Below are 14,623 nucleotides of genomic sequence, written 5' to 3'. Positions count from 1 at the left end.
CTTTTCGCGGTCATGTTTGTGCTTCGCGGGCGACTGAATTGTTGGGGGCCGGGCGGGCCTTGGGTTGACGGCCCTCGCAGCGGGGCCACAACCAGTGGACCCAAATCATGAGCGTCCTCAAAACCCTGCGCGAGTCGGTGGCGCCCGAGCTGAATCATCTTTATACGAACCCGCCCGCGGAAATTCCCAACGGCGGCGGGCTCGACTACGGCTGGCACGGGCGCGAGCACGCGCTGCACGCGTTTCTGGTCGCACGGATGTTCGGGGCGGAGGCCGAACTGTGCACGGGTGATTTCGCGGTGCTGTCGCGTTTTGTCCCGGCACTGTCGACGCTGGGGAAGGACGAGCAGCACGCGTGGTGCAGCGTCAATGGCGTCGCGCCGATCGACCTGAGCATGACCTTCCGGCATCTCGGCCAGGTGCCACAGCTGCGCTCGGCCATTGTCGGCGAGGGCCGCAATGGCGATTGGAATGTGAGCTACGCCGAGGATGAATCCGTGCTCGATGAGTCGATTCAGGACGGCAACGAGATCATCTTCATCGAAAAGAAAGTCCACGCGGACAGCGCCGCCGCGCTCGTGGCGGATCCGTATGTGATCATTCCGCCGGCGAAAACCGACGACGCCACGAGCTGGCACGCGCTGTACGGTCCGTCCTTATACGCGAAGATCACGTTGCACTGCTTCCGCTGCGCCAGCGGTGCGGCGAAGAATTTACGCCACCGGCTGAATCGCGCGGACGCCGTGGCGTGGATCGCGGCCAACTACACCGACGCCGAAACGCAGGTGTTGGCGAAAATCAAGTAATACCAATCGCTCCTTGCTTTTGGACTTCTGGATCGATCGTGGCTACGAGCGCCAGCGAGTGGCCGAACGACCACTCGCTGGCGCTCGTAGCCACGGCTAAAGTCCAAAGGCAAAGAGCGATTGGTATAAACCGAAACCCGGAGTGGTGCCCACGGAACACACGGACTACACGAAAATCCGGCGGATTGATTCTTCCGTGTATTCCGTGTGTTCCGTGGGCCACCTGGTTTGGAAGCGCCCACAAAAAAGCCCGATGCGGGCATCGGGCGTTGGGTGAAGTGGAGAGTTTAGGGCTGAGAGTTGAGAGAGAAAACCGGCAGACCGGTTCGATCCCTCAACTCTAAACTCTAACCCTCAACTGCCTGAGGCCGCAGGCCTCAGGCTCAGGCGATCACTTCCTTCGGATTCCAACCGGCACGATATTTCGGATACAGCAGCGCATCGGCCTCGGGCAGGCTGGTCTTCATCGCGATCGGATCCCAGCTGAACTTTTTCTTGCCGACAAGGATCGCGGTGGTGCCGAGCGAGACCATTTCGGTGAACGGTACGGAGTATTCGAAGTTCGAACCGGCGAGCTTGGGATCGTTGGCCCGAATCGCCTGCGTCCATTCCTTGTGCGGATTGCCCGCCGGATTGGTGCGCGGAATCGTCTTCGGCGGGAACGAAGCCTGCATTTCCTGGTGCTTCGTTTCCGGGAGAATGCGGGGGCTGTTGCAGTAGTCGTTGCCGTCATAGACGGTCGCCTTCGAGCCGATGATCAACTGGCCGCCCTTGGCGAGTTCGCGGGTCGACTCCATGTCCGCCGGCTTCGCGGGCTTCGCGCCGCCTTCGTACCACGTGAGTTTCACCGGAGGCATCTTGCCGCGGGCCGGGAAATTGTACTCCACCACCGCCGACTTCGGGAACGCGACCTTGCTCGCGCTTTCGATTTCCTTGAGTTCCACCGTGGACGGCGCGCCGAGCTCGAGGCCCCAGTACGCGGCGTCCATCAAGTGACACGCCATGTCGCCGAGCGCACCGCAGCCGTAGTCCTGGAAACCGCGCCATTTGAACGGATGGATCGCGTGGCTGAACGGACGCTGCGGCGCACGGCCGAGGAATTGATCCCAGTCGATGCCAGGCGGGAGCGGATCGGCGGCGGGAGCGTCTTGGAAACCCTGCGGCCAGACCGGGCGATTCGTCCAGACGAGCACCTCGCGCACGTCGCCGAGCACGCCGGCGTTGATCCATTCCTTGACCAGACGGATGCCTTCGCCGGCGTGACCCTGATTGCCCATCTGGGTGCACACGCCGTTGAGGCGGGAGAGACGGAGGAGTTCGCGGGCTTCGCCGACCGTCGGCGTGAGGGGCTTCTGAATATAAACGTGTTTGCCCATCATGATCGCCATGTAGGCAGGCAGGAAGTGCATGTGGTCCGGCGTCGCGATGCCGACCGCATCGATCTTGTCGTCCATCTCGATCAGCATCTTCCGAAAATCCGTGTAACGCTTCGCGTTCGGGAACTCGGCCATCAGCTTCTTCACGTTCGAGAGCGGCGGCTCCTTCTGTTCCTTCTTCGCCTTGGCGTTGTCATTGCGCGGCGCCGCGGGCGTCGGTCCCGTCCAGTCGATGTCGCACAGCGCGACGACTTCCTCGTCCTTGTGCGCCATGATATCGCTGAAGCCCTTGCCGCCACACCCGATCTGCGCGATGCGGATCTTGGCGCCGGCCGCGATCGGACGCGGTTTGCGGGGCGATTGGGAGAGGCTGACGCAGCTGGAAAGTCCCAGCATGGCCGTGGCCATGGCCGAGAACGTGATGAAATCGCGACGATTCAAATGAGTGTGTGACATCGGGGATAAGGGTGACGGACAACCGCGAGACGCTTCGGCCATGGAGGGGTTTCGCAGTCCTTTTCGCGAGCAAAACTTTCAGCGCGGTCGCAGATCGCACCGAGGGCTAATGAGCAGGACGAATTTGTGGAATACAGCGGGACGCGAGGCGGCGTGGGACGAGACGACGCGGGCGTGGGCGAGCCGCGCCCCGGCAATCAGCTGAGATCGTAGATTTCCACGAGCACCACGCCGGTACCCCCGTCGGCTCCGGTCACTTGAATCGTCCACGCGCCGGGAGGCAGCGTCGTGATCAGCGCCGCATCGGACCGGCCGGGCTGCAACGCGAAGGCCCCCGCCCGCTCCGCCGCCGCAGCCAGCGCCGCGGGATCAGCCGACGACTCCCAGCCGGCGTTCGCCGCCACCGGCTGCGTCCCCGCCACCACGACCAGCGATGGGCGGGCCAGCGTGCCGCTCACGCCAAAAGCCGCGAGCCCGGGACCGATCGCCCGCACGAGCACCGAACGCGCATTCTCGCCCGCAATCACCAGGCCGGGAATGGCCACGCCCGCCCCCGGAGCCACGCGCGCCCGGGTGGAAAGATTGCGCAGGCGCGAGCCTGCACCGGAGTCGAGTTCGTAAGCCTCGACCAAAGCGATGCCGGAACCGCCATCGAGCGCCGTGACCGGCGCGGTGTATGCGCCCGGTGGCAACGTCGCAACGAAAGCGCAATCACCGCTGCCGGGCGTGAGCGGAAAGGCCCCGACGCTCGCCGCCGTCGCCGCCACGTTCGCGCCATCGCCGGCGGCGTCCCAGCCACGATTCGTCACCACGATGCTGCCATCGCCGCGCCGCAACGTCAGCTCGGGCCGCGCGAGCGCGCCGCCGACGCCAAAGAGGCCGAGGCCCGGCCCGATGCCGCGCACGAGCACGCGTTTCGCCACCGGGCCGTCGATGTAGAAGCCAGGGATCAAGGTCGCATCGCCCGAACCCGCGGTCGCCCGCGTTGATAGATTCACCAAACGCGAGATCACCAGCGGCACCCGCACGGTCGCCGGCCCGTCCGCGGTCAGCGCAAACACCTGCTCGTAGGTGCGACCACCGTGAGTGACGGTGACGACATACTCGCCATGAAATCCCCGGCCGCGCCACGTGCCCTGCGCATCCGACGTCCCGGTCGCGCGCGTGCGCCACTGGTCGAGCACGAGCGCGCGGTACGCCCGCGCGTTCGGCTTCTCGGTCCAATTCGCGCGAAACATCGCCGCGCGCGGAATCCAGTGTGCGGTTTCCCAAAAGCCCCAGTGCTGGACGCCGACGACGCTGCGATGACTGTACATCGCGATCAGGAAATCCCGCGTGTAGTCCGCCTGAAGTTCCTCGTCGTCGGTGTTGATGTCGAACTCGGTGATTCGCACCGGCAGCCCGAGCGCGGCGTACCGGTCCAGCACGGCCAGCACGTTGGTCGGCGGCGACGGATTGGAACTGATGTGCGCCTGCAGCCCCAGGCCGCCGATCGGCGCGCCCTGATCCTTCAGGTAACGCGCGGTCGTCTCGAAATGTGCCACGTGGCCGGCATCGAGCGCGGCGTCGTGATTGCTGTAGTCGTTCAGATAAAGCGGCGCGGTTCCATGCGCGGCGCGCGCGGCCTTGAACCACTCGACCTGGATCGGCGCGCCGAAAAGATCCATGAGATCGTGGTTGGCGAACGGCTCGTTGAGCACGTCCCATTCGCGGACGAGATCGCGCGTGGCACCGACGACGTCGGCGATGTGCGCGAGCGTCCGCGCCGGAATTTCCGCCTGCTGTGGCGTGCCCCGCAGCGCGCGGATCGCGGCGGGCAGGTTGTTCCAGCCCGGCCAGACCAGTACGTGGCCGCGCACGTGCAAGCCGTGATCCTTCAGCCAGCCGAGCCCGGCGGTCGTCTGCGTTTTCGCGTACCCCGCACCCCACTCGCCGCTCCACGGCGGCCACTTCAGATCGTTTTCCGTGCTGGCCGCATTGAAAAACTCGAGGACTTTCTGCCGGTAGATGCGGTTGTCCGCGCTTTCGTTGACGATCCGCGCCATCTGCAGCGCCGAGCCGAAGTGGAACGCCGACTTCCGCTGCTCGATGCGCACGCCGGCGCCCGCGACCGGCCGCCCAGCTTCGTCGACCACCGCGATTGCCAGATCGCTTTTGCGCAGCTGTTCGATCCGCGTCAGCGCCGCCGCGCGCCACGCGGCGTTCGCCTCGCGGCCGATGTACGAAGGCCGAGTGCGGGGCAGCGACGCGAGCGGGACATTCTTCGCGTAGTAAACGAAGTCGAAGCCACCGATCTCGATCGTCTGCCGCTTGAAGCCGAGGCCAAACGCGACCTCGGACGCGTTCGCCGCAAAGTCGGCGCCAAAGGTGAACGGTACAAAAAACTCCTGCCAGTCGCGCGTGATCGTGTGCGTGCCCTCGATGCTCTTGTCGTAATCGGGTGACGCCTTTTGCACCACGAGCCGCAAGTAGGCCGCGCCGGATTCGTCGGTCGTCGCCACCGCGCGCGCCACGAAGCGCAACAACGCCACGTCGCCCCGCGCCACCGCCCGCGTGACCGGCGCCTTGAACTCGATGCCCCACGCCGGCGACGTATCCACGCGGGTCTCGACCCGCCACGCGCGCGTGAAGCCCGGGCCGGCGACGTCGACCTGCGTCGCGAGACCGTTGCTGCTCGTGATCCGCCACGGCGTCAGCGGCGCGTCACCGATGAGCGGCGCGCCGGCCGGATAGGACGTCTGCGCGCGCACCGAAAGGATCGCGAGGCACCAGCCCACCACGGCAAGCCAAAGGGCGCGGCGAAGAAGCATGAAGGAAAGCAAACGCGTTTGAGCGGCGCGCACAAGCCGCGGCGTGACTGAACCTGGGGACGACGACCGCCCCGGTCGTTTCATTTTCAGAGCGACCGGGGGCGGTCGCGGTCCCAGGGGGAAACCTTCGAATCACTTTCGCAGTGGCGGTCCGTTAACGCCCCGCTACGTCTTGAATGATGCAACTCACCAAGCACTGGGCCGGCCAGCTCGACGACTACGTGATCGACCTCGCGTGGGCGCCGGATGGTTCCCAACTCGCCGCCGCCAGCGCCGCGGGCCCTGTTACCCTGTTCGCCGCCGCCGATGGCGCGACGCAGCACGAACTGCCAGGACACGAAGGCGGCACGAACGCGCTGGCGTGGAGGCTAACGCGAGGCGAGAGGCAAGAGGCGGGAGGCGAGAGAGCCGAAGGTTTAAACGAGAAGTCCGCAGCAGGTTCACCCTCTAGCCCCACGCCTCTCGCCTCTCGCCTCCTGCTAGCCACCGGCGGACAGGACGGCGCGGTGAAATTCTGGGACGCCGCCGCCGGGCAACACACCGCCACCGCCAAGCTCGGTTCCACGTGGGTCGAGCATCTCGCTTGGCGCGCCGGCACTTCGCCGTCCCCTGTCTCCCGTCCCCTGTCTCCCGACCTGCTCTTCGCCGCCGCGGGCCGAACGCTCACTGCGATCCGACCCGATGCGACGATTGCGCATGCGTTCAAGCCCGCGCCGAAAACCATCACCGCGCTCGCGGCCCAGCCGGCGGGCGGCTGTGTGGCGGCGGCATGTTACGGGAGCGTCACACTGTGGGACGCCGATGATTTCGTGGCCCAAAAGGAACTGCCCTACGCCAACGGCATTCACGCGCTGGTCTGGTCGCCCGACAACAAGTGGCTCGTGTCCGGCAACCAGGATCCGAGCGTGCATCTGTGGATTCCCGCCGAGGACATCGAGCTCCACATGAGTGGCTACGAGGGCAAGGTGCGGTATCTGTCGTTCGATCACACGTCCCGCTGGCTCGCGACGAGCGGAGGCCGCGAGGCCTGCATCTGGGATTGCCTCGGGGCCGGCCCCGAAGGTCGCGAGCCGGCGATGCTGCCGCACGATGCGCCCGTGTGTTTTGTCAGTTTTCAAAACACCCACAGCCTCCTCGCCACCGGGGCCAGCGACGGCGTCGTCCAACTCTGGAGTCCCGAACGCCGGCAACCGTTGCGCGCGACAGTGCGCATGCCCGGCGCCGCCACGAAACTGGCCTGGTCGCCCGACGACCGCTACCTCGCGATCGGCACGGAAAAAGGCGCGGTGTATGTGCTGAAGTGTGAGGCTTGAGCCAAAGACAGACTTCCCGCGAATCACGCGGATGGCCGCGAACGGCGAAGACACTTTCCCATCACGCCGTATCTCCTCTCGCCGGCAGATATGGGCCTGGTCTGCTTTTTCATCATTCGCGGCCATTCGCGTGATTCGCGGGCGATTCTGATCTCATCGGGTGGACATCCTGCCGCCGCCCGCTCAAGGATCGGCGCGCTTCGTCAACGTCCCCCCACGTCCCCATGAGCAAAAAAATCATTGCAGTTGTCGGCGCCACGGGCGCCCAGGGCGGCGGCCTCGTCCGCGCCATTCTCAACGATCCGAGCGGCGGCTTCACGGCCCGCGCGATCACGCGTGACGTCAATTCCGAGAAGGCGCGCGCGCTGGCGAAACTCGGCGCCGAGGTCGTCGCCGGCGATGTCGATGACGAGGCCAGCCTGCAGCGCGCGTTCACCGGCGCGCACGGCGCCTATTGCGTCACGTTTTTCTGGGCACATTTTTCTCCCGCGAAGGAGCAGGCCGAGGCTGCCGCAATGGCCCGCGCCGCCAAGGCCGCCGGCGTGAAGCACGTCATCTGGTCGACGCTCGAGGACACCCGCAAGCGGGTGCCGATTTCGGATCCGCGCATGCCCACGCTGCAGGAAAAGTTCAAGGTGCCGCACTTCGACGCCAAGGGCGAAGCCGATGCGTTGTTCACCGCGGCCGGCGTGCCGACGACGTTTCTCCTGACGTCGTTCTACTGGGACAACCTGATCTATTTCGGCATGGGTCCGCGCAAGGGCGCCGACGGCAAGCTCACGTTTGCGCTGCCGATGGGAGACAAGAAACTACCGGGCATCGCCGCCGAGGACATCGGCCGCTGCGCCTACGGCGTGTTCAAACGCGGCTCCGAGCTGATCGGCCGCACCGTCGGCATCGCCGGCGAGCACCCGACCGGCGCGCAGATGGCGGCCGCGCTGGGCCGGGCGCTGGGCCAGCCGGTGTCGTACTACCCGATGCCGTTCGACGCGTATCGGAAACTCGGATTCCCGGGCGCGGACGATCTCGGGAACATGTTTCAATACAAGCATGACTTCGAAAAGGAATTCTGCGGCGCGCGCAGCGTCGACTTCTCACGTTCGCTCAATCCGCAGCTGCAGAACTTCGACGCGTGGCTCGCGGCCAACGTGAAGCGGATCCCGATTCAGTAAGCGCAGCGGCGCGAAGCCTCGGGAGCACCGGCCTCCGGCCGGCATCGGATTGAGGCAGGCGGGACGCCTGCGCTCCCAGGCCAGCAGGAATTCTGCAGCCGCAGGATTCCGCTGCTCGTCGCAACGATTTCCCTTACCTGTAGGTGATCCCGCGACTGCGGGACCGCCTACACTCAGGCATCGATCGCTGCCTACTTCAGCGCCGCCAGCGGCACTTTCCGGATGCGCAGGCGCGCGAGCCGGCTCTTGTCCGCCTCGCCGCCGGCGCAATACGCGAGCAGGACCGCATCGGCGGTGAAGTGAATCGCGGTGTAAGAGTAACCCGCGGTCGGCTCGCCGTCACCGTCGAGCAGGCGCGCCGGCGTCCACTTCTCCACCGGGCCTCGTCCGGTCGCGAAGACCAGCGGCGTGCGATCACCGCCGGGACGTTGCAGCGCCCGCGTCTCGTACGCCGGCGCCGGATTCCACACGGCGAGCACCGTATCCGCGCCGGGGATGCGCTTGATCGAAAGCGGGGAGTTCGGCGACGTGAAGCGTGAGGGCGTGGGCGTGGTCCAACGCTCGCCGCCGTCCGCGGAAAACATTTCGTACTGCCGTCCCAGATCGGTGCGCGCCCAACCCCACACGCGGCCGTCGGGCAATTCCAGCACGCCCGGTTCCTGCAGTCCGCTGCGCGTGTGCACCACCGGCAGCGTGCAGTAGTCCGCGGATTCGCGCCACGTGCGGCCATCGTCATCGGACAGGAAGAACGTCGCGACGCCGCGCCAGTCAACGGCCGAGGCCTCGTTCCGATCCGCGCGGCTCGGATGGCGCGCCGCGGGAATCACGATGCGGCCCGACTTCAGCCGGATGACGCGATCATTGTTCACCACGTAATAGCCGCCCGCCGGCATGCAGTTAATCGGCTCGCCCCAGGTGCGGCCGTCATCGGACGAACGCTGCAACCACATCCGCATTTCGTGCCAGCTGAAGCGCAGCAGGTAGAAAAGACCCAGATCACCGTTCGCCATGCGCAGGAGCGAGACGCTCATGACGTTCATCGCCTTCTCTTCCTGCGGAATCGGGATGAACGTATCCGCCGACCACGTCTCGCCGGCATCGGCGGAGTGCCGCGCGGCGAGCCGGGCCTTCGCGTGATCGCTGCCGGAGTCGCCGAGAAAATGGCTGTAGACGAAAAGCAGCCGCCCGTCGCGCAGCGTGAGGAACGCGCCCTCGCTGTTGCGCGGGTTGCCCGGCACCGGCGGCAACTCGAGGATTGCCCGGCCGGCGTTGCGGCTCTCGGCCGCGAAGCCCGCGGAAAGCAACACCAGGCCAGCCAAGAAGGTTTTGAGAAGCGTCGTCATGGGGATGGGCCGAAAGCGAAGTGACACCAGGCGCCGCGCGCCAGAGCAGAATCAAATGCCGAGCGGAGCAGCCCGGAAAGGGGCGACCACGAAACACACGGAACACACGAAAAGGCCTGAACTGCAGGTTCTGATTTTCGTGTGTTTCGTGTATTTCGTGGTTTCTCCTGCCGCCGCCGGCGCCCTCAAAAATCCAAACCAAACAACAGCCGCAGCCGCGTGAAATCCTGCGCGGTGCCGTCGGGATTGTTGCGGCGGATCTCGTGGCGCAGCGACGTGCTGAGCGTTTCCGTCAGCTTCTTATTGAGGTCGATGCGATTCTCCCAGCCGTCCGGTTGATCCGACGCCGGGTACCACACGCCGCGCTGCGAGAGCGTCATGCGCCACGGCAGCGCGAGCTCGGTTTCCTCGAAGGTCGACACGACGCCGCGCGAAAGGTGATCGGCGGCCGGGGCGGTGTTCCAGGTGTCGAACAAGTTCTGCGACAGCCCGACGCGCATCTTCCGGCTGGGCTTCGTGAGCAACTGATAGCCCAAACCCAGCTCCTGTTGCAGCAGGACGTAGTCGTTGGGCAGCCCGCGGAGCTTGCTCGCGCGATTCCATTCGGCCGTCGGCCGATAGTGCGCAAAGAGCTTTTCGTTGAACGTATGCCGGTACTGGCCCCAGACCTTCAGGATGTCCGCGCTCGCGACGTCGTTCGTCTCGCTGTAGTCATAGCGGCCGTTCAGCTGCACTTCGTCGACCTTCCATTTGCGCTGGAGGTGGCCCTCGTAGGAAAGGTTGTTGCGCTCGGCCACATCGGACACGACCTCGGTGGCGAACGAGAGCCGGCCATGCCACGGGCCAAAGTAATTGCGCACGCGGGCCGTGAGCACCGACGGCGAAAAACGATCCCAGATGCTCAGGCGCTCTTCCTCGGCCTTGTCCGCCTCGGTGGCGGCCGCCTTGCGCTCCGCGGCTTCGGTTGCGGCCACGGATGGCGGGGCCGCAGGCTTCGTCGCCGCCACCGCTGCGGCCGGCTCGGGCTTCGGCGACACCGGCTTTTCCGCGCGGATGACGACGGCGTCCCTGGCCGGCACGCGCAATTCACCGAAACGATCCGCCTTGAACACAATCACGTCCGGCGTGCTTTCGATCACTTTGCCCTGCACCCGATCGCCATCCTTGTACACGAGCGTGTCCCGCGTGTTGGGCGTCACCTGCGCCGCCCACACCCACGTTATTAGCGCTCCGACCACCGCCCCCCTTCGAAAAATCCGAACAAGTCCCGCCCAGCGTCCAAAGATCATCGGGCCTTTCGACGCACAGACCGGGCCGGTGTTTCAATTCTTTTCGTGGAAATATTCCGTCTGGAATCCAGGGCACGCCCGCGAATCACACCCGCGGATCACACGGGCAGGGAGCGAAACTTTTCCGAGTCAACCGGTGGTTTCGTGGGCCCTTGCATGGCGGTGGTCGCGCATGCCGAGATCGCACTTGCCCGCGGTCGCAATCCTTGGGCATGCTGCCGCCCCGTGCGGAAAACCGTCGCCAGTTTCAGTCTGCTCTTCGCCTGGCTTTGCGCCAACGGCGGGCTGCTGGATGGCGTGCAGGTGTTCGCGTGGGCGAAGATGTTTGCCGGTTACACGCAGACCATGTCGGTCGGCGAAGCGCTGCGCGAAACCTTCGATCCGGCGAAGCCCTGCGAAATGTGCCTGGGCGTCGCCTCGGCCAAGGACACCGCGCGCAAACAACTGCCGGCCGCGATCGAGCATGCCGGCGAGAAGATCACGCTCGCGCTCGAAGCCGCTCCGGAAATGGTTTTGCCGCACGTCCGGGAATCGTGGCGCGATGCGCCCGCCCGATTGGCGTTGAGTTGGACGAAGTCCGTGCCGGTGCCCCCGCCTCGCGCCTAGCGCGCCGCTGCACCGCCGTGTCCGCGCTGCGCTGAGTCGCGCCCGCGGTTTCCCCGTACTTGTTCGCTTCTGCGAACCACGACCGCGCGTCCGCGTGCGCGCCGCCGTGACTGTCCTGATCACGCCTCCGTCATGACCTCTCTCCGTCTCGCATTGTCCCTCATTCGCTCGCTACCGAGCGCCCTTCTCGCCACCACGCTGGCCCTGAGTCTTCCACCTGCGCTGCACGCGCAGGCGACCAAGCCCGCCACACCGGCCGCTCCCGCCAGGGAGGAGGCCGTCCAGCTCGAGAAATTCGACGTCACCGCCGACAAGGAAAACAACTTTTCCCTGCCGCTCGATGCCGTCGCCACGTCCGGCTCGCGCCTCGGACTATCCAGCCGTGACCTGCCGGCCAGCGTCTCGATCATCACCCAGGAAATGATGCAATTGCGCGGCCTGCGCACCGCGGTCGAGGCGGTCGAGGCCGCCGTCGGCATGACCGGTGGCACCCAGTTCGGCTCGATTCCGAACTACTCCACGCGCGGCTTCGGCGGCAACAACGTCTCGATCATGCGCGACGGCATCCGCCAGAACACCGCCTCGCAAAGCTCGCGCACCGTCGACTCTTTCATCTTGGATCGCATCGAGGTCCTCAAGGGCCCCGACGGCCTGATGTTCGGCGAAGGCGCGATTGGCGGCGCCGTGAACTACATTTCGAAATCGCCCAGCGCCACGTTCCGCGGCGATGCCATGGCCAGCCTCGGGCCGTGGGGCAGCTATCGCGATGGCGTCGGGTTCGGCGGGCCCTTGGCTGCGCCATCTGAGATTTCAAATTTCAAATCTCAGATCCCAGTCACCTTCCGGGCCGACTATTCCCACAACCAGACCAACGCCTACCAGGAGCGCAATTCGCAGCGCTACGACGCCCTCGCCCTTTCGGTCGGCTGGCGCGTATCGGAAAAGCTATCACTGACCTGGTACGGCACGTTTCTCGACGACTGGAACGAGAGCTACTACGGCAACCCGACGATCTACGACGCCGTCGTGAACACCACGATTGCCAACGCCCAGCCCGAAGTGCGGACGTTCAACGCGACCACCGATCGAATGATCAACCCACACGTCGATCCCGCCGCCCGCCGGACAAACTACAACTTCTTCGACAACTACGCCACGACCGAGAACGTGTTCAACCGCGTCCGCGCCGACCTGCGCCTTTCCCCCGATCTCGAGCTGCGCAACGAAACCTACGTCGCCACCCAGCTCCTCAAGTGGAAAAACACCGAGAGCAACACTTGGAACCCCGTCGCCCGGAACATCACGCGCGGCGGACTCACGCTCATCTATCGCGACGACGTCATCGCCGGCAACCGACTTGACCTCACCGTGAAGAAGCGCATCGCCGGCCACGCCAACCGGCTGCTGATCGGCGGGGTCTTCGAGCATAACGATCAGATTCGCGGCGGCTCACCGGGGAACATCGTGACCACCATTCCCGCGGTCTCGCTGTACAATCCCAACGTCGGCTTCGGCCCGGCGTCACGCTTCCAGAAAACCTCGCGGATCGTCGTCGAGACGCACGCGTTTCACGCGCAGGACGTCTTCGACGTGACGTCGAATTTCCGCGCCGTCGCGGGCGTTCGCTATGACCACATCGCGCTCCAGCGCGACACCCTGGCCAACAACACCACCGCGGTGCCCACGGCCTTCTCCACCTTCAAGAAAGGCTATCGCACGTACACCGGCCGCGTCGGCGGCGTGTTGATCCTCACCAAGAAAATCAACGCGTACGCCTCGTTCAGCCGCGCGGCCGAACCGGTCACGCAGCTCGTCAGCCTAACGACGACGAGCGCCGATTTCTCGCTGCAAAAAGGCCGGCAGCACGAGGCCGGCATCAAGGGCACGTTTCTCCGCGGCAAGCTCGACGCCACCGTCGCGGTCTTCGATCTGTTGAAAAAGGATCTCCTCACCTCGACGCTCGATCCCGTCACCGGCCTGCGCATCAGCCAGCAAATCGGCGCGCAGAAGTCGAAAGGCGCCGAGGCCGCGCTCGCCATCTCCCCCGGCGACGGCTGGCGACTCGAGCTCAACGGCGCCTTCACCGATTCGACGTTCTCCGACTTCAACGAGAACCTTGGCACGAGCGTGATCTCGCGCACCGGCAAGCGCCCGAGCAACGTGCCGGAGTGGGTCGCGAATATCTTCGTCGCGAAACGCTTCGCCAACGGCCTCGCCCTCAGCGGCGGCCCGCGCTACGTGAGCGATCGCTTCGGCAACAACAACAACTCGGTCGTCGCAGAAGGCTACGTGACGCTCGACGCAGCGGCCACCTACACGTGGAGGAAGTGGCACTTCACGATCCGCGGTCGCAATCTCCTCGACGAGGAGTACGAGTCCGTCGCCGGCACCACCATGCGCCGCCTCGCCGATCCGCGCACCGCGGAATTCAGCACGCGCGTGGCGTTCTGAAGCAACCCATGAACCACTAAGACTTCCCACCACAAGGACACAGAGGCACAAAGGAAACCCGGACCTACGGTGTCTTGCTTTGTGTCTTTCTGCCTCCGTGGTAAACTTCCGACCCGTTCCCGTCCCATGAAGCTCCCGCCCGCCTTCCTCGTCGTCCTCACCCTCGCGTTCACGGCCTGCTCCCGTCCCGAGCCCAAGACCACCGCCGCGCCCGCTCCCGGCTGGGACATCCGCGGCGAAATCGTCGGCGTCCAAGTCGCGAAGGGCATCCTGCTCGTCCACCACGAGGAGATCCCGGGCTTCATGCCCGCAATGACGATGGAGTTCACCGCGCCGGGGCTCGACCTGGCGAAGTTTCGCGAAGGCCAGCGTATCACCGCCCGCATGACGGACCGCGGCGCGGACACGTACCAGCTCGACGGCGTGCGCGTCCTGTCGTCGCCCGACGACCAGGCCGTGATCGCCGCCGCGCTCGCCCTGCGGCAGGAGACGTCCACGCGCGGCAAGAACGTCTACCGCGAAGTCGGCGAGACCGCGCCGACGTTCACGCTCTACAACCAGGACGGCAAGGCCACGGCCTTCGATCATTTCCGCGGCAAGCGCGTCGTGCTCAATTTCATCTTCACTCGCTGCCCCGTCGCCACGATGTGTCCGGCCTCGACCGCGAAGATGATGGCGCTGCAGGCCGCGGCGAAGAAGGCCGGCGTGAAGGATCTGGAGCTGGTTTCGATCTCCTTCGACTCCGCCTTCGATACGCCGCCCGTGTTGAAAGCCTACGCCGAGGCCCGCGGCATCGACACGTCCAACTTCTCGTTCCTGACCGGACCGGAAAACGCGATCCGCGATCTCCTCGCCCAGTTTGGCGTCATCGCCGAGCCGGGTGAGAATCTCTTCAAACACACGCTCTCCACCCTCCTCATCGGACCAAACGGAAAGATTCTGCATCGGGTCGACGGCTCCACCTGGGCGCCGGAGGAATTTCTCAACCGCCTCTGATTGCT

At 65.5% G+C, this 14,623-nt stretch carries 10 protein-coding genes; 6 read left to right on the top strand and 4 right to left on the bottom strand.

Features of this window, described 5'->3' with window-relative positions; all coding sequences use genetic code 11:
• Positions 1 to 107 precede the first annotated feature (107 nt).
• Entirely contained in the window at positions 108 to 806 is a 699-nt protein-coding gene (locus ACLJEU_RS06130; protein WP_414663611.1) for a hypothetical protein, read from the top strand.
• Positions 807 to 1,189: 383 nt separating this feature from the next.
• Here ACLJEU_RS06130 and ACLJEU_RS06125 read toward each other — a convergent pair whose 3' ends face one another.
• Complete coding sequence (locus tag ACLJEU_RS06125) at positions 1,190 to 2,638, bottom strand: Gfo/Idh/MocA family oxidoreductase (RefSeq protein WP_414663610.1); 1,449 nt, start codon at positions 2,636 to 2,638, stop codon at positions 1,190 to 1,192.
• A gap of 197 nt (positions 2,639 to 2,835) precedes the next feature.
• Entirely contained in the window at positions 2,836 to 5,448 is a 2,613-nt protein-coding gene (locus ACLJEU_RS06120) for an endo-1,4-beta-xylanase (protein ID WP_414663609.1), read from the bottom strand.
• Between the two features lie 176 nt (positions 5,449 to 5,624).
• Between ACLJEU_RS06120 and ACLJEU_RS06115 the strand changes: the two genes are divergently transcribed.
• Together ACLJEU_RS06115 and ACLJEU_RS06110 are read left to right on the top strand one after the other, a co-directional pair.
• Complete coding sequence (locus ACLJEU_RS06115; protein WP_414663608.1) at positions 5,625 to 6,761, top strand: WD40 repeat domain-containing protein; 1,137 nt, start codon at positions 5,625 to 5,627, stop codon at positions 6,759 to 6,761.
• Positions 6,762 to 6,985: 224 nt separating this feature from the next.
• Complete coding sequence (locus tag ACLJEU_RS06110; RefSeq protein WP_414663607.1) at positions 6,986 to 7,933, top strand: NmrA/HSCARG family protein; 948 nt, start codon at positions 6,986 to 6,988, stop codon at positions 7,931 to 7,933.
• A gap of 191 nt (positions 7,934 to 8,124) precedes the next feature.
• On the opposite strand, the gene ACLJEU_RS06105 is transcribed toward ACLJEU_RS06110, so the two are convergent.
• Both ACLJEU_RS06105 and ACLJEU_RS06100 read right to left on the bottom strand, forming a co-directional pair.
• Positions 8,125 to 9,276, bottom strand: a complete 1,152-nt coding sequence (locus tag ACLJEU_RS06105; RefSeq protein ID WP_414663606.1) for a sialidase family protein — start codon at positions 9,274 to 9,276, stop codon at positions 8,125 to 8,127.
• Between the two features lie 185 nt (positions 9,277 to 9,461).
• Entirely contained in the window at positions 9,462 to 10,514 is a 1,053-nt protein-coding gene (locus tag ACLJEU_RS06100) for a DUF481 domain-containing protein (protein WP_414663605.1), read from the bottom strand.
• 276 nt (positions 10,515 to 10,790) lie between these two features.
• Between ACLJEU_RS06100 and ACLJEU_RS06095 the strand changes: the two genes are divergently transcribed.
• From ACLJEU_RS06095 to ACLJEU_RS06085, 3 genes are all read left to right on the top strand, one after another.
• The gene (locus ACLJEU_RS06095; RefSeq protein ID WP_414663604.1) at positions 10,791 to 11,171 is read left to right on the top strand and encodes a hypothetical protein; all 381 of its coding nucleotides are present in this window, start codon (positions 10,791 to 10,793) and stop codon (positions 11,169 to 11,171) included.
• A 132-nt stretch (positions 11,172 to 11,303) separates the two neighbouring features.
• The gene (locus tag ACLJEU_RS06090) at positions 11,304 to 13,622 is read left to right on the top strand and encodes a TonB-dependent receptor (RefSeq protein WP_414663603.1); all 2,319 of its coding nucleotides are present in this window, start codon (positions 11,304 to 11,306) and stop codon (positions 13,620 to 13,622) included.
• Positions 13,623 to 13,748: 126 nt separating this feature from the next.
• A complete protein-coding gene (locus tag ACLJEU_RS06085; protein WP_414663602.1) occupies positions 13,749 to 14,618 on the top strand; it encodes an SCO family protein in 870 nt (289 codons plus the stop codon).
• Positions 14,619 to 14,623 lie beyond the last annotated feature (5 nt).

The organism is Terrisphaera buseokensis, from assembly GCF_047521145.2.
Taxonomy (GTDB): Bacteria; Verrucomicrobiota; Verrucomicrobiia; order Opitutales; family Opitutaceae; genus ER46.
The sequence above is the reverse complement of the archived record's forward strand: the minus strand, read 5'-3'. Positions and strand labels throughout refer to the sequence as shown.

What these genes read in the sequence shown, in the direction of transcription:
- ACLJEU_RS06130 (WP_414663611.1), top strand. Translation starts at nt 108, where the DNA reads ATGAGCGTCCTCAAAACCCTGCGCGAGTCGGTGGCGCCCGAGCTGAAT.
- ACLJEU_RS06125 (WP_414663610.1), bottom strand. Translation starts at nt 2,638, where the DNA reads ATGTCACACACTCATTTGAATCGTCGCGATTTCATCACGTTCTCGGCC.
- ACLJEU_RS06120 (WP_414663609.1), bottom strand. Translation starts at nt 5,448, where the DNA reads ATGCTTCTTCGCCGCGCCCTTTGGCTTGCCGTGGTGGGCTGGTGCCTC.
- ACLJEU_RS06115 (WP_414663608.1), top strand. Translation starts at nt 5,625, where the DNA reads ATGATGCAACTCACCAAGCACTGGGCCGGCCAGCTCGACGACTACGTG.
- ACLJEU_RS06110 (WP_414663607.1), top strand. Translation starts at nt 6,986, where the DNA reads ATGAGCAAAAAAATCATTGCAGTTGTCGGCGCCACGGGCGCCCAGGGC.
- ACLJEU_RS06105 (WP_414663606.1), bottom strand. Translation starts at nt 9,276, where the DNA reads ATGACGACGCTTCTCAAAACCTTCTTGGCTGGCCTGGTGTTGCTTTCC.
- ACLJEU_RS06090 (WP_414663603.1), top strand. Translation starts at nt 11,304, where the DNA reads ATGACCTCTCTCCGTCTCGCATTGTCCCTCATTCGCTCGCTACCGAGC.
- ACLJEU_RS06085 (WP_414663602.1), top strand. Translation starts at nt 13,749, where the DNA reads ATGAAGCTCCCGCCCGCCTTCCTCGTCGTCCTCACCCTCGCGTTCACG.